This is a genomic window from Alteromonas sp. ABH2_165 (assembly GCF_056159945.1).
Genome location: NZ_JBSWWF010000007.1, coordinates 52,885 through 67,324, shown reverse-complemented (window position 1 = coordinate 67,324; position 14,440 = coordinate 52,885). Strand labels below are relative to the sequence as shown.

The window sequence follows — 14,440 nt, the reverse complement described above, 5'->3', positions numbered from 1 at the left end:
TCCTGAAATTATCTCTGCTGCGCCATGAACTCCAATTGTTAACAAAACGTACAACCTTCATGTAATGTACACTTTGTGAACAATAAAGGGAGTTTGCTATGTCTGCGTTAACCCGTCGTCGCTTTATCCAGTTGACCGGTTCCGGTTTACTTATCGCCAGCTCACCCACTGTGTTTGCCCGCTCGCCCGGCAAGAAAATTGGCGTTGCGTTACTTGGGCTAGGCAATTACAGCGGTACTCAGCTTGCCCCTTCCCTGCAGATGACCGAACACTGCGAACTGCGCGGTATCATCACCGGTACCGAAAGCAAAATCCCGCAGTGGCAGCAAAAGTACGGCATCAAAGACAGCAACGTATATACCTACGACACCATGGATGCTATCGCCAACAACGATGACATTAATGTGATTTACGTGGTCACGCCCCCCAGTACGCACAAAGATTTTGCTGTGAAAGCGGCGAATACCGGTAAACACGTGTGGTGCGAAAAGCCCATGGCAATGGATGAAGCTGAATGCCAGGCAATTATTGATGCCTGCAACAAGAATAACGTGAAACTGGCGATTGGTTACCGCATGCAGCACGAACCTAATACCGGCCGCTTCCAGGATTATTTAACGTTGAAGCCTTACGGCAATATACAGAGCATAGAAAGCTTTTCCGGTTACGCCGGGCAGGGGCGCGAGGCAGACAACTGGCGCATGAAAAAAGCCATGGGCGGCGGGGCGCTTTACGACATGGGCGTGTATGCCATTAACGGCGCCCGGTTTCTAACTGGCAGAGAACCACTTTCTGTTACGGCCTACCATCCAGAGAAAATGTATCCCGAGCGATTTACCGAAGTGGACGAAACCACCATGTTCACCATGGATTTTGGTAATGGCCTGAAAGCCGATTGCGGTACCAGCGTGGTGAAAGGTTTTAATCACTTCAAAGCGAACTGCGAGAATGGCTGGTATCAGCTTAAACCCATGCAGAGCTATAGCGGTGTAACCGGAACCACCAGTGATGGCAAAGCCTTCCCGCCTATCGATGGCAAGCAGCAAACACTGCAGATGGATAATGATGCATTGGCCATTCTCCAGAACCGGTCAGTCGCGGTACCCGGAGAAGAAGGCTTGAAAGATATCCGCATTGTGAATGCGATTTTTGAGGCCGCTCGCACCGGGAAAGCAGTCTCTTTAGGCTAGTTAGAACACCATACTCAGCAACCCGGCGAAGATAAATGCGATGGTGCCGAGCAAAGTTTCCATCACTGTCCAGGTTTTGAGGGTGGTTTTCTCGTCCATATCCAGCAAACGGGAAACCAGCCAGAAGCCAGAGTCGTTAAAGTGTGAGAGTACCGTTGCACCACCAGCGATGGCGATGACAATAAAGCAGTAATCGGCGTCTGAAAGGCCTGGCGTTGCTGCTACTATCGGGGCCATTAGCGCGGCAGTGGTGGTGAGAGCCACCGTGGCAGAACCTTGAGCTACTCGTAAACAGGTGGAAATCACAAACGCCGCGACGATTACCGGTAGGCCGGTATCCTGAAGCAGGCCCGCCAGCGCTTCACCAATGCCGCTGCTGCGCAGTACACCACCAAACATGCCGCCTGCGCCGGTAACCAGAATCACGCTGCAAATGGGTGCCAGCGAATCACCGCACAGCTTTTCCACGTTTTCCTTGCCCAGACTTTTTGTGAATAGCGCCAAACACAACAAAAGGGTGATAAGCAGCGCAATCGGTGTCTTACCCAGCGTGCGCAGAATGTGAACCCAGGTCTGGTCACCATTAATCACACCGGATACCTGCAGAGTGTTTAAACCGGTATCCATGAATATCAGCAGAACCGGGGTCAGCAGCACCAGCAGTACTGTGGCGAAAGAGGGTGGAGTACTCTGAAACGAGTCACCTGCCGGAGAATTAATATTCTTAAACATCTCTGGCAGCGGCAGCACGGTTTTTTCACCCGCATACAACGCAAATAGATAAGCGCCGAGATACCAGGTAGGAATAGCTATCACCAAGCCAATAAACAGCAGTAAACCAATGTTCGCGCCCAGTAAATCAGCTGCGGCTACCGGGCCGGGGTGAGGTGGTACAAAGGCGTGCATCACGGCAAACGCACCGGCTGCCGGAAAGGCATATTTAATGGTAGAGCCGCCGAACCGTGCAGCAACACTCAGCAGAATGGGAAACATCACAATGAGTCCGGCATCAAAGAAAATCGGAAAGCCAAACAGTAAAGACGCAACACCAATGGCAAAGGGCGCGCGTTTCTCCCCAAAGCGGTTTATCAGGCCGTCGGCTAACACTTGGGCGCCACCTGTGACTTCCAGTAACTTACCTATCATGCAGCCCAAGCCAACCAGCAATGCCACCGACGCCAGTGTGCCGCCAAAGCCACCAATCATTACCGGCACAATGTCCTCACTCGCAATACCCGCTATAGCTGCAGTAAGTACACTTACCAGGATAAGTGCTACGAACGCATGTACACGCAGGCGGATAATTAAAATGACGAGCAATATCACCGCACCTAAACCAGTGAGCAGTAGGTGAGTCGGGTTTGAAATCATAGTTGCATCCATCGTGAACTCTCTTTTATGTAATTCGTTATTCACAACTCTTTAAGTTACCGGTAACATGTTACCTGTTCACCGCCAAAGGTAAACAAATTTTTAACACCGAAATGTCAATTGCGGAGCAAAAGTCGGCATGAGCGAATCGAGCAAAACACTGAAATCATCCGGGTTTTCCATTGTAGTGATGGGCGTGAGCGGCTCAGGTAAAAGTACAGTGGGCGAAATGTTGGCATCAGCGTTATCTGCGACTTTCATTGATGGTGACGATTTGCACCCTAGAGCCAATGTGCAGAAAATGGCGAAAGGCGAGCCTCTCAACGATGACGACCGTGCTCCTTGGTTAACGCGTATCAACGATGCGGTGTACAACTTAGAGCAACGTAGCCGCAAAGGTGTCATTGTATGTTCGGCGCTGAAAAAGCGCTATCGAGACAAAATTCGTGAAGATAACCAAAACTTACTGTTTGTATTTTTAGACGGTCCTAAACACGTGATCCTCGACCGCATGGCTACCAGAGCGGGGCATTTCATGAAACCAGACATGCTTGATAGCCAATTTGCTGCGCTTGAACGGCCTGGTATCAACGAGCACGACGTTCTCACTGTAACCATCGATACCGCGCCCGATGCGATTGTAGAGCGGGTGATCGGTTTGCTCCGTGAACGAGGCGTAAGCGTAGCTAACTCCTAAGTGGCATTGGAATTTGTGAAAGTGTCGAAGTGAGTACTTACTTTTACTAAAGTGTTCTTCCAGGCGTAAGGCTGTGAGGTAGCGTAATCACCGTTTCCTTTGGCGTTTCCCCTTGTAACACCGTCATGATGAGTGATGCTGCCTGCTCGCCCATCTTGTCTCGGGGCGTGATCACACTGGTAAGTGGCGGTGTCATTGCGGCACCAATATTCAGTGCGTTGTAGCCGACTACCGCCAAATCGTCTGGAATACGGAGTTTGTTTTGCTGGCAATACAGCATTACGCCTATAGCTACGTCGTCGTTGGTGCAGAATACGGCATCCGTTTTCGGATAGTTAGCCAGCGCACGGGCGAGTAATTCTGAGCCCAAGGTAAAGCTCGAATGTTCAGAGGTAGATACCGTCACTGGCGTTTTGCCCGCTTCCATCATGGCCTTTTCATAACCGCGCTGACGCAGCATGGTGCGTGTATCCATCCGTGCAGCCAGGTAAACCGGGTGTTGTTTACCACTGGCTAGTATTCTGTTCACCACATCATAACCGGCCTGCTCGTGGTCGAGGCCTACCGCCATATCCACCGGAGATGATGGTACTTCCATGGTTTCTACCACAGGAATCGCAGCCTGCTTCAGCATTTGTAGCGTACGGGCAGTGTGACCGCTTTCGGTAAGAATAAGCCCGTCTACCTGATACGACAGCATCATGTCTATCTTATCTTGCTCTACTTCAGCGCTGTAGCCAGTGTGAGCAATCAGCGTATCGTAACCGTGCTGGGCAGTTGTGGTTTCTACTCCTTGCACTAAATCGGCAAATACCTGGTTCGACAGCGAGGGAATAATAATCCCTAAAGTTTTACTGGAGGATTTCGACAGAATGGCCGGAACACGGTTACGAATGTAGCCTGATGTTTCAAGCACTGCCGCGATTTTCTCGCCCGTTGCCGTCGCCACCGAATCAGGCGCGCGCAGATAACGGCTTACCGTCATTTTGGTAACGCCAACAATGTCGGCAATATCCTGCAATGTGGGGCGTCTGGCAGGCATAAAATTCTCAATCAGGCTTATATTATGAGGGTAATGTTACATGTAACATTGAATGGATGAAATGATACTTGGGGAGGAAATATATTTCTATTTGGAAAAGAAATTGAATCGTGCTTTGACAAAGTTATATATGAATAAAAGTACTGGCGAAGCTATTCGAACTCTCGAATGTATTCAAATACTAAAAATTCTCACGTTTCTGTGTTGTAGGTTGCCCCTTGTCATCCATAAAATTCTCAAAGGTTTGAGCATCAAACCAGTCAAACCAATCACACCAGGCATATTCTCCCTAAACAATATTTCGTCTCTAAAATGCAGACATACCGGGCTTAGACTACTCTGAGTACTGTTTATTCAGCTCTGAAAAATCGATTTTTTTGGCTGCTTCAGCAATGTCTTGCCGAAAATCATCAAGCAGTGCACGACGTTCTACATCTTCGTGCATGTCGAGCGCGTCTAGTAATGATTCCATGATTAATCTCCTGAGAAAGTTTGAAAATAGTACAACAAATTTCTGGAAAGCGCTACGGTGATTGAATTTTGCGCATACTCTTGCTAAGTGGTTTCAGCGCATCGCCTCGTAAATGAACCATCGAATTATAAGCTCTTAGTAAGGTAGCTCCTTGTCTTGTTAACGGGCGCACAAGTTGCACGAATAACTTAAAATGTTCATCGTTACTTCTGAACATACCGGGTTTGTCACAGTAAATATTAAGTACACCCCGCAATGTCTCTGTAGGATGATTATCTGTGTAGTGATTCGACATTATTGGCAAAGACACAATAGACCGGGTTTTTGAAACATTGGTAAAGTACTTGAGCCCTTCCTTTTGCAAAGTGCCGGGTAGGTAAGTTGCGCTTTTTATAGCCTGATGCGTGTCAGGTATAAACTGCTGTATCTGCGTACCTGCTGCCATTGGAGCGCCAATCATATTGCAATCTATTTTTGAATTATCGTCATTCATGTAAAACGCCGGCAGCAAGAAATTTTTTGTATCTGTATCTAAACTATCAACGGAATTTACTTTAAAATCAGTGTTCGCAGGAACAGTTACATTCAGTTGTTTACTGTTGACAAGGTATGTCGAGGGCTTCGGAACTGGCCCGGAAAATCTGGGTGTTTTCTCAATATCGTTCTTTAAAGCTGCAATCAGCATGTCTTTTTCATTTGGCGAAACCATATAAAGAATATTGGCGCGATACGAAACATTATGGTCGGCTATATTAAAATTTCTTGCCAGGCCACCTACTCCAATCGCAAGTGTTCTCAGTGCGTCTTCAAGTTCCTTGCGTATGTCGCCAAATTCTTTTTCGATTTCATCTAAAGCGTTTTGATCGAGTTCCTCTAAAGAAGCGAGTTTCTTGAATTCAGTGACTTTGGCACCAGCTTGCTTTTCGAGTTTTGTTGCCAGGGGAAGAATGTGCTCATAACATTTATCCAGATCATCAGCGAATTTGGGATGTACAAACGATTGCAACGCGTCTAATAATCTGTCTTGTTTTTTCTCTATGGTTGCCGCGCTACCACGCTCCCTCAGCCTGTAGGCAAATGCATGTGAAACCAGAGCGGTAAACAAGCTGAATGTTATAGCGGTTCCAACTAATGTTTCAAATGAGATTGCTACAGGGGGCCGTGCTTCCTGTTCAATGTTACCAGAATCATTTTCATTATTAGCGGTAAGGGTTGGTGAGCTATCTGTTCTGCTGTTAGCCGCAATGTGGCGTAATTCATTTAAGGCAGTAAGTTCTTCATGAAAAGAAGTAGCTTGAATAGATGTGATAAGGCCAATCATAGTTAACAGGCCTACGGATAATTGCAGGGTTAGTGCGTCTGCAAGAGCACTGGTGAGTCTCGAGTTGTGCTTAATAGCGGACATAGTAAGCCTGGCAGCAAATAACAGACATACTTGAGCAAATATGAAAATAAAGAAGTCTTCAGCACCGGTAAAGCCATTCTGGTATCTCAGCGCCAATTGGAAGAGGCTGAAATAAAATGCTGACACTAGAAGAATACCAAGCACTGAAATCATTAGGCCAATGAAAATCGGTGAACGGGCCCGCTGCCATTTATGCCTCAATGCGTTTCTGATACTTGTATTGCTTTCCATTGCAAAATTCCATCCTTAAAAACCATGAGTATGCTAAATATCAAACAGTTATACAATTGAGTAACACAATTACCGTCAATGCTCTTGTACGCAGTAATGGTGACGCTAGCCAGCTCACTAGAGTTTGATTAGAGGTTAATAATAGTGAGCTGAACCGTGGTTAACTAAAACTGACTGAAAGTGCAGTTCGGATTTGTATCCAAATGTGACAATCGCTTTTAAATTCACCTGCTATCCCCATATCATGGTAAGACACCGTGAGTACACAACCGATACAGGTATGAATGAAGAGCTTTCTTAAGAATGTGTTGTCACCCTTAGAGCCGTTGCTTGAGAGCATGAACTCGGCGGGGGACTGGTTTACCCGCGAGCATCATCGCTTCACTATCACCGGCCTAAGCCGCAGTGGTAAATCTATGCTGTTTACCAGCCTGATGACTATTCTTAAGTATCGCAGTGAACAGCAGTACCAGTGTCTGCCGCTACTCAAGTACCTGCCCATGGAATTGGTCGACAGCATGTGGCTGGAACCTATCGACAATTTCCCTTTGTTTCCCATCGACGAGCACACCGCCTCCCTTGAAGCAGGTAATTGGCCAAGTCCCACAGAAAATGTGTACGGGTTCAAAATGGTGGTGCGTTTAAAGCAAACTCATCAACTGAAGCGCTATTTGTTCCCACACACTCACGTGGTGTTCGAGTTTATTGATTATCCCGGCGAGTGGATCACAGATTTGCCCATGCTAGGGCGCGAGTATGCCCAGTGGTCCGATTCGGCGCTGGCACAGCAGATGACCGATCCACAGCGATTCTACGCCAAAGCGTGGCATGCATTGCTGGAAAGTGTGGATTTTGATGCCGAGCCAACGCCCGAAGCCATGCAGACCCTTACTGAGGGTTACAGAGAATATCTTCTCAACGCGAAGAAAGCGGGTATTGCGATGTTGCAGCCCGGTAGCTTTTTGCTCGACGGCAGTGGATTTAATTGGGGGGAAAGTGGCTTTACACCCTTACCGGCCAAAATTACCAGCGATATTACCCACCCCTGGACGAAAGCTTTTACCCGAAACTTCACTCTGTTCCAGAAAGAATGGTTACAGCCACTGCGCAAAAGCACCTTTCGCGAGGCCGACCGGCAAATCATTCTTATCGATTTGTTCGAGGGTTTAAATCATAGCAAGCAACATTTGGCGCAACTGAAAGAAACGTTGAGTCATTTGGCAGATGTGTTTGTATATGGCGAACCTGACTGGTTCAGCAAACACGTGCTGCGTAAGAATGAAATTGGTCGGGTGGCTTTTGTGGCAACAAAAACCGATTTAGTACCGGAATCTGAAAAGCAGCATTTACTGAGTTTGTTGAAAGATGTCTCTGGCGGCGCCACGGCAAAACTCGCTCGGGATGGTGTGGATTTTGAACATTTTTTAGTGTCAGCCATGCAGGTTACCGACGAAGGCAGTAAGCCTGCGTCGCTGCGTTATACCAACGAACATAAGCAGTATGTGGAAGTGCAGTTCGAGCCGGTACCTGATGCCATTAAAGGCATGTCGGCAGATGAACATTATCCTGCACTTAAGCCACCCGTTCCAGCTGACTATTTGCCACGCATGCTAAATGGCCGTGGACTGGATAAGTTACTGCAATTTCTTTTACATAGAAATGGGTAAAGCACCATGAGTGATACCGATTATGAAGCGCCGCAATACCGTTCGCGAATTATAGAAACGCCGCTGGAGCAGTCTGCTCCCAGTCAGAATATGCCAGCAAAGCTGGACACCACAGAGTGGGATGTCGACGGACAGCGTGGCCTTTCGTTAAAAGTGATCACTGCCATTTTAGGTGGCCTCACGTTCGTGGGTTTTATGGTGTTCGATGCCATTCAATCTATCGCGACAAATTTTGCCGATCATCCTATTAGCTCCGTCGCTTTAGGATCGCTACTCGGTGCGTTTGTGCTGGCTCTGCTTGCGCTTATCGCTGGAGAGTGGCGCGGTTTTAGAGCCGTGGAAGCCTACATTGACGTGCCACTGGATTTACCCACGCTAAAACAGGTCGATGACAAACCTGCGGTGTTAAAGACTATCCATTCTCATGCGAGCAGATTCGGTAAAGACAGCTTCGCCGCCCGAAGCTACAAACAGTTCCAGCAAGCACTGCACGCTGAGATGAATGCCGCCGATGTGGTGGGGTTGTATGAAAGCATGGTGGCGGTGCCGGTAACAAAAAAGGCAGAAGAGATCTTACGAAAAGAGTCCGTTACCAGTGGCAGTCTGGCATTTATCAGCCCAAACCACCTTATTCAGACGCTGGCCATTTCGTGGATAAGCTTTCGTACCATCCGCCGCATTGCCCGAGTGTTCGGGTTACGTCCCGGCACGGCAGGCAGTTGGCGCTTATTCAAAGTACTTGCACAAAATCTGGCAGCACAAAGTCTGTTTGATATTGCCACCGACGAACTGGCTAACCAAATTGGCGGTTCGCTGGCGGCAAGGGTCGCGGAGAATTCTGCTGAAGCGGTGGCAGCCGGTGCGTTGAATGTACGTTTAGGACGCACATTGATTAAGTTACTGCGTTAGCATTTTCGCGTGCGCTAGCAACAGTCCCTCAGGTCTGATTGGCTCATCTTTCAGACCTTTACCCGTGTCAGCTCGATTTGAGTTTGTACACGGGTTTTTTATTTGAAAATTACTTCGTTCACTTCGGTTACAATGCTTTTTTGGTTGGCGCGACAACATTCGCAAATATCAAACCTGCAATCAGCGACATAAAAATCAAAAACACTTCCTGACCCACATGCTCTGCTGCCACAAAATCCTGCCCCGAAATAAAGGAATTCAATCCGATATAGGTTTTAGAGCCCGGTACCAGCACGATTAAGCCGTGCATACCAACGATCGTGTGAGGCTGACGCGCGATGCGGGTAAAAAGGTTAGCGAATACACCCAGCGCGAATGCACCCACGAAGGTATTCATGCCTGCACCCATAAAATCGGCACTCCATACTGACGCACCGTAAGCGATGAAAGCGGCGGCGACTCCCCACGGAATATGTTTTGGTCGTGTACGGAAAATAGCAACGAGCGAAAGGCTTAGCAGGAATACCGCAAGCCAGGTTCCCCATTCTGGTAATGACTCTGCTGGCACATAGATGTTTTCACCAAACAGAGAAAATCCAACAGTAACCCCAAGGAAGGCGCCGAAATACAGCTTAAACAATTGCATTAGTGCATCCATCACCCTGGCAGTACCCGATACCATGTTTCTGGAAGCGAGTTCAGATAAGCCCATCGTAAGTGCAAGACCAGGCACCAGTACGATTACCGATGAGAGCACGATGAGTGGAATATTAATGCCAGGGTCGATATAGCGCCCAATCGCGCTGGCCGCAATACCCGCCATAAAGCTGGTCATGGGCTCCAGCATCATGTTCACCCGTTTTGAACGCAGTGCCCACAAATACCAAACATAAGACAGTAACCCTAAAAGACCGGACCAGCCAATTTCCGGCCAGCTTGCACCCATTAGCATGGCAAAAGCGCCGGTAGACAGTGTAAAGGAACAGCCTGTTATCCACTTCCCGTAGGGCGAGGGCATGGCATCTATTTCAGACAATAGCCGATCAGCTTCTGTTAAAGAAACATCACCTGCCAACAGTTCACTGGCAAGCCCATCTACATGAGAGAGTGAATTCAGATCAAGCTCGCCAGGCTGTAGGCGTGCCGCGTGAGTATATTCATCCTCGTGGCCATCAGACCAGATTACAAAGGTGAGTGACGTAGGGGTGGCAATAATGGATGCGCGTACACCGAGATAGGAAGCGACCTCCAGAAGATAAGCTTCAAGACGAAATGAAGGGGTTCCGTACTTGTGCAACATTTTTCCAAGACGGACGATAAATCGACGTTTCTGGATGAACTCGGCAGTGTGCAAAAGAATATTCCATGCGTTAAAAATAAAGCCTACTAAATTGTAGGCTACAGCATAGAAATCATAACTGCGTATCAACGAGATTGATACGCCCTGATAAAAAATCAGCTATAAAAACAAAGATAAGCTGTTGTCACACTCACCTTCACATCAAAAGATTCGTTCGCTGCAACATTGAATTCGGTGCCGGTTTTGAAAGACTGAAATTCGTCTGAACCAGGAAGTTTAACTACCAGCTCACCTTCAACCACTTTCATCAGCTCGTCTTTTGACGTACTAAATACGTACTCACCTGGCAGCATTACGCCAGAGGTACACGGGCCGTTTGCTGATTCGAAAGCGATGGATTTAACGTTATCGTCGAAGTAGCTGTTTACACTTAATGACATGTGAGTTCCTTGTAGTTCTATAAATCGTTAAGGGTCACAGTGTGCCTGAGTGCATCCTCTACATCTACCCAATAGCGACTTAAGTCGCTATCGAATTCTGCTTAATCAGATTTAAACGATATAAGGCGAATGAAAACGCCGATTAATCATTCGCACCGGTAAGTTGTGGCGTCCATCCATTCAGGATGTTGAACATAGAATGCAATTCTGCCTTGTCTGACGTGAGTTGCGGGCGTTTGTCATTGGTGAATGCACCTTCACCGCTGCTGTTGAACTCGGCAAAGCGCGCTTCAGTGTACGGGCTGAATTCTTTTCTACCGCCCTCTTTAGTCGAGCCGCCCATGGTGGCCCAGCCGTCCTGGGTGATGTGTGCGTCCATCCAAGTGTCGATAAACACGGCTTTACCTTTAGCAAACGGGTTTGCATAGCGTCCATCGGCAAACGTGGTGGTTGGATGCCAGGGACGACCTAAAGGCACAGAATTATCTGGTACGCCTTCTTCACGCAGCAGTTTGCAGTTTACAAAGGTTAATCCGAAGGTGTCTGAAATTAACGTGCTGGGGGCGGTAACGAAGCCTGTGATGTCCATGTCTTTGCCGCGAGGACGGGAATAAATATCAACACTATCGAAATACGCATTCCCGTTCCCAAAAATGAAGTCTACATTGCCGCGAATCTCGCCACCTTTGATATAGCTGCGTCCACCCTGTACGTAAAGCGTATCCTGATACCCGAGCAACGCGACATCTTCTACCACGGTTTGATCAGTATATTCGCCAATTCGCAGTGCCACGGCTTGCATGCCGCTTACTCTGGCAGGATCGTCTTTGGCTTTCGCGTCTTGATCGAGAAAATCAAAACTATTTTCAATGGTGAGATGGGCGATGTGTACCCGTGGGCGGTTTATTTCCACCGTTGCGCTACGGAAGGTACCCCAGGTCTCTTCACTGTCGCGGGAAACGGCTTTACCGGCGTAACGGTCAAATACAATTTTCGTGTTGGCTTTACCCGCACCAATGAGGGTGATGTCAGGTTTGTCTATTACCACCCGTTCGTAATATTCACCCGGTGTAATGGCAATGGTCCAGCCACCTGTTTCCGGGGCGGCGTCTACCGCCGCCTGAATAGAAGAAAAATGTGTGTCGTCAATGGCAGTGTTAGCGACGATGGCATTAGCCTCGACATTTTCTGGGAGAAAATGGGTGGACTTCTGCTCACTGCATCCGGCTACAGCCAGTAATAGCACCATTAACAAACTACACATTTTAGACATCGGGTAACTCCACGGTCTTGCCGTTAACTCTAATATTCTGTTGAGAGATATTGTCTATATTCTCAATTACAGATTTTTTATCAACCTTCTGGAAGATAAGATTTTTAAGAGATACGCCCGTGATAGGCGTATGATCATAACCGCGCAGCACAAAAGCCCGTTGAGCATGTTGTACATACAAGTTCTCGATGGTGATATCTTCCAGTTTCGGCGTGAAATTACCCACGTCGCCTTCTTCATAGTAGAAGTTAATCACCACGGCATCTTTAACCTGCCCAACCCGGAACTGACGATAGTTCAGGTTCTTCAGGTGCCCACCACGAATAGAGTTGGTTTTGATGCGGATAGCACGGTCGAGATCCGGGCTGCTCATTTCACAATTTTGCGCATAAAGGTTGCGCACGCCACCGGAAATCTCACTGCCAATCACCACGCCGCCGTGACCGGCCTCCATGGTGCAGTTGTTGATTAGAACGTTCTCACAGGCTTTGCCCACGCGGCGACCATCGGCGTTACGGCCTGATTTAATCGCAATGCAGTCATCGCCAGTGTCGAAGGTACAGTTTTCGATCAATACATCGGTACAAGCTTCAGGGTCGCAACCGTCTGAGTTGGGGCCGTAGCTGTGGCAGTAGATGTCACGCACGGTCACATTGGTACATAGCACCGGATTCACCAACCAGAACGGAGAATTACGAATGGTCACACCAGAAATTAATACGTTTTCACAGCGATAAGGCTGAATGAAGGGCGGACGCAGATAGTTTTCTTCGAACGTGCGCTCGCTTACAGGTACTTCATCTTCTGCCATCTGACGCAGCACATCTCGGGTGTATTTCTGGTTTGCCACTGGATGGTCGCCCCAGGTGGCATCTTTCCATTTGCCTTTCCACGGCCACCAGTTATCTACACTGCCGCCGCCTTCCAGGGTGCCTTCACCGGTAATCGCCACGTTAGTTTCTTCAAAGGCGTAAATAAGCGGAGAGTAGCCCATAAGCTCCGTGCCTTCCCAACGGGTAAACACGTAAGGCTTGTAGCGCTGCGGTTCAGGAATGAAATGCAGCACTGCGTCTTTGGCTATATGAAAATTGATGTTGGATTTAAGGTGTACCGGGCCGGTATAAAATTCACCTGCGGGTACTTCTACCGTACCGCCGCCTTTAGACGCCACGTCTTTGATTGCGCTGGCAATGGCTTGGGTTGAATCGTTGTCGCTGCCTGCTTGCGCGCCATAATCGGTAATGCGCACATGAAGGGATGGGAACGTTGGTGCAACAATACGTTTGCGGATAGCGCGCGCGTCTTCATTCCAGTCGAAATCTCCGCCAACGATGGGCTGGCTGACGGTACTGGCACAACCGCCGAGTCCGAGTATGCCTGCGCCTGCTGCGCTGCTGCCTGCAAGTTTAAGTAAAGCGCGTCGTGATGGTTGAAATCCCATTAGTTTACTCCCGGGGAATGTGTTGCATTGGTGTTCGCTATGTTACGCAAAAAATGGTCCATACGGGTTACCGATTCGCTAAGGTAGGGCTCGAACAGCCAAAATGTATGAATGTTATTGTCGTACTGAAAATATTCGCTGGCGATACCTGCCGCTTTGAGCTTTTGCAGTACCTCGTCTTTACCGGCAGTAAAGCGCATCTGGCCGCTACTGATGATCAGCATGGGCGGCGACTCTGCATCGATATGTTTTGCCGTAGAAGCCTCTTCCCATTTGGCTTGCGTATCTTCATACGCGCCGCCAAACCACATACCGGCCGCGGATTTGTCCTTGCGCTTATTTTCGTTGGCAAGGGCTAAGGGGTGGGTGAAATCCAGTACGCCGTCAAGGTCGACGACAGCGTGTACGCGGGTGTCCGCGTCTGGAGTTTCACCCTTAAACAGTGTTGTATTGGCCGTGTTGCCAATCAGTCCGGCCATGTGGCCACCAGAGGAGCCGCCACCAATAGCAAGCTTGGTCGGATTGAAGCCAAAGGCGGCAGCATGTGTTTTTACATAGATAATCGCATCGTTAATATCGTTGAGGCCCGCGGGATATTGGGCTTCCATTGATAGCCGATACTCCGGGGTAAACACCACATAACCACGCTGAGCCAGCAAATTGGCCATGGCGTAAAAGTGACTCTTATTACCTGAACGCCAACCACCGCCATGAATCAACATTATGGCCTGTTGATTCGCTTTATTTTCAGCGGGTTGAAACACATCGAGATGCAGCTCCCGATCATCGGCCACTTTATAACGGCGGTCGAACAGCACTTTCTGGCCTTCGGTGAAGGTAAGTACAGGCTCAACGAGCTCTGGGTGCTTATCGCGGTAGGCGTAAAAACGCTGGGATACGCTGTAGCTGTCGTCTACCGGGTAGTTTTTTGCCTGCACGGCTGTTGTAAACAGCCCACTGGTGCTGAGTAAGGCCACAAGCTTAGCTGTTCGCATTATTGAT

The 14,440-nt window shown here is 48.5% G+C and carries 13 protein-coding genes; 4 read left to right on the top strand and 9 right to left on the bottom strand.

Annotation, left to right across the window (positions count from 1 at the left end; all coding sequences use genetic code 11):
• Positions 1 to 98: 98 nt before the first annotated feature.
• Positions 99 to 1,190 carry a Gfo/Idh/MocA family protein gene (locus tag ACXAFQ_RS14395; protein ID WP_474823798.1) on the top strand — a complete coding sequence of 364 codons (1,092 nt, stop codon included), beginning with the start codon at positions 99 to 101 and terminating at the stop codon, positions 1,188 to 1,190.
• Here the strand turns inward: ACXAFQ_RS14395 and ACXAFQ_RS14390 are convergent, their stop codons facing one another.
• Entirely contained in the window at positions 1,191 to 2,561 is a 1,371-nt protein-coding gene (locus ACXAFQ_RS14390) for a GntP family permease (protein ID WP_474823796.1), read from the bottom strand.
• Between the two features lie 139 nt (positions 2,562 to 2,700).
• On the opposite strand from ACXAFQ_RS14390, the gene ACXAFQ_RS14385 reads away from it, so the two are divergent.
• Positions 2,701 to 3,258, top strand: coding sequence for a gluconokinase (locus tag ACXAFQ_RS14385; protein ID WP_474823794.1), 558 nt, complete (start codon positions 2,701 to 2,703; stop codon positions 3,256 to 3,258).
• Between the two features lie 46 nt (positions 3,259 to 3,304).
• Here ACXAFQ_RS14385 and ACXAFQ_RS14380 read toward each other — a convergent pair whose 3' ends face one another.
• The 3 genes from ACXAFQ_RS14380 to ACXAFQ_RS14370 all read right to left on the bottom strand — a co-directional run bounded on the left by ACXAFQ_RS14380 (position 3,305) and on the right by ACXAFQ_RS14370 (position 6,408).
• Positions 3,305 to 4,300: a substrate-binding domain-containing protein gene (locus ACXAFQ_RS14380; protein WP_474823792.1), complete on the bottom strand. Its 996-nt coding sequence runs from the start codon at positions 4,298 to 4,300 to the stop codon at positions 3,305 to 3,307.
• A 334-nt stretch (positions 4,301 to 4,634) separates the two neighbouring features.
• Entirely contained in the window at positions 4,635 to 4,772 is a 138-nt protein-coding gene (locus tag ACXAFQ_RS14375; protein WP_474823790.1) for a hypothetical protein, read from the bottom strand.
• A 52-nt stretch (positions 4,773 to 4,824) separates the two neighbouring features.
• On the bottom strand, positions 4,825 to 6,408 hold the full coding sequence (locus ACXAFQ_RS14370; protein ID WP_474823788.1) for a hypothetical protein: 1,584 nt from the start codon (positions 6,406 to 6,408) through the stop codon (positions 4,825 to 4,827).
• Between the two features lie 284 nt (positions 6,409 to 6,692).
• On the opposite strand from ACXAFQ_RS14370, the gene ACXAFQ_RS14365 reads away from it, so the two are divergent.
• Positions 6,693 to 8,075, top strand: coding sequence for a YcjX family protein (locus ACXAFQ_RS14365; protein ID WP_474823786.1), 1,383 nt, complete (start codon positions 6,693 to 6,695; stop codon positions 8,073 to 8,075).
• Positions 8,076 to 8,081: 6 nt separating this feature from the next.
• Complete coding sequence (locus tag ACXAFQ_RS14360; RefSeq protein ID WP_474823783.1) at positions 8,082 to 8,984, top strand: DUF697 domain-containing protein; 903 nt, start codon at positions 8,082 to 8,084, stop codon at positions 8,982 to 8,984.
• A 127-nt stretch (positions 8,985 to 9,111) separates the two neighbouring features.
• On the opposite strand, the gene ACXAFQ_RS14355 is transcribed toward ACXAFQ_RS14360, so the two are convergent.
• The 5 genes from ACXAFQ_RS14355 to ACXAFQ_RS14335 form a co-directional block, all read right to left on the bottom strand.
• Positions 9,112 to 10,338: a threonine/serine exporter family protein gene (locus tag ACXAFQ_RS14355; RefSeq protein WP_474823781.1), complete on the bottom strand. Its 1,227-nt coding sequence runs from the start codon at positions 10,336 to 10,338 to the stop codon at positions 9,112 to 9,114.
• A 101-nt stretch (positions 10,339 to 10,439) separates the two neighbouring features.
• Complete coding sequence (ppnP, locus tag ACXAFQ_RS14350; protein WP_474823779.1) at positions 10,440 to 10,724, bottom strand: pyrimidine/purine nucleoside phosphorylase; 285 nt, start codon at positions 10,722 to 10,724, stop codon at positions 10,440 to 10,442.
• 142 nt (positions 10,725 to 10,866) lie between these two features.
• Positions 10,867 to 11,997: a pectinesterase family protein gene (locus ACXAFQ_RS14345; protein WP_474823777.1), complete on the bottom strand. Its 1,131-nt coding sequence runs from the start codon at positions 11,995 to 11,997 to the stop codon at positions 10,867 to 10,869.
• A complete protein-coding gene (locus ACXAFQ_RS14340; protein WP_474823775.1) occupies positions 11,990 to 13,438 on the bottom strand; it encodes a glycoside hydrolase family 28 protein in 1,449 nt (482 codons plus the stop codon). The genes ACXAFQ_RS14345 and ACXAFQ_RS14340 overlap by 8 nt, the downstream gene beginning before the upstream one ends.
• Positions 13,438 to 14,433, bottom strand: a complete 996-nt coding sequence (locus ACXAFQ_RS14335) for an alpha/beta hydrolase fold domain-containing protein (RefSeq protein WP_474823773.1) — start codon at positions 14,431 to 14,433, stop codon at positions 13,438 to 13,440. The genes ACXAFQ_RS14340 and ACXAFQ_RS14335 overlap by 1 nt, the downstream gene beginning before the upstream one ends.
• Between the last annotated feature and the right edge of the window lie 7 nt (positions 14,434 to 14,440).

Excerpts from the sequence above, each read along its gene's own strand:
- ACXAFQ_RS14365 (WP_474823786.1), top strand. The coding sequence starts at position 6,693 with ATGAAGAGCTTTCTTAAGAATGTGTTGTCACCCTTAGAGCCGTTGCTT.
- ACXAFQ_RS14370 (WP_474823788.1), bottom strand. The coding sequence starts at position 6,408 with ATGGAAAGCAATACAAGTATCAGAAACGCATTGAGGCATAAATGGCAG.
- ACXAFQ_RS14360 (WP_474823783.1), top strand. The coding sequence starts at position 8,082 with ATGAGTGATACCGATTATGAAGCGCCGCAATACCGTTCGCGAATTATA.
- ACXAFQ_RS14340 (WP_474823775.1), bottom strand. The coding sequence starts at position 13,438 with ATGGGATTTCAACCATCACGACGCGCTTTACTTAAACTTGCAGGCAGC.
- ACXAFQ_RS14380 (WP_474823792.1), bottom strand. The coding sequence starts at position 4,300 with ATGCCTGCCAGACGCCCCACATTGCAGGATATTGCCGACATTGTTGGC.
- ACXAFQ_RS14385 (WP_474823794.1), top strand. The coding sequence starts at position 2,701 with ATGAGCGAATCGAGCAAAACACTGAAATCATCCGGGTTTTCCATTGTA.
- ppnP (WP_474823779.1), bottom strand. The coding sequence starts at position 10,724 with ATGTCATTAAGTGTAAACAGCTACTTCGACGATAACGTTAAATCCATC.
- ACXAFQ_RS14375 (WP_474823790.1), bottom strand. The coding sequence starts at position 4,772 with ATGGAATCATTACTAGACGCGCTCGACATGCACGAAGATGTAGAACGT.
- ACXAFQ_RS14395 (WP_474823798.1), top strand. The coding sequence starts at position 99 with ATGTCTGCGTTAACCCGTCGTCGCTTTATCCAGTTGACCGGTTCCGGT.
- ACXAFQ_RS14345 (WP_474823777.1), bottom strand. The coding sequence starts at position 11,997 with ATGTCTAAAATGTGTAGTTTGTTAATGGTGCTATTACTGGCTGTAGCC.
- ACXAFQ_RS14335 (WP_474823773.1), bottom strand. The coding sequence starts at position 14,433 with ATGCGAACAGCTAAGCTTGTGGCCTTACTCAGCACCAGTGGGCTGTTT.
- ACXAFQ_RS14390 (WP_474823796.1), bottom strand. The coding sequence starts at position 2,561 with ATGATTTCAAACCCGACTCACCTACTGCTCACTGGTTTAGGTGCGGTG.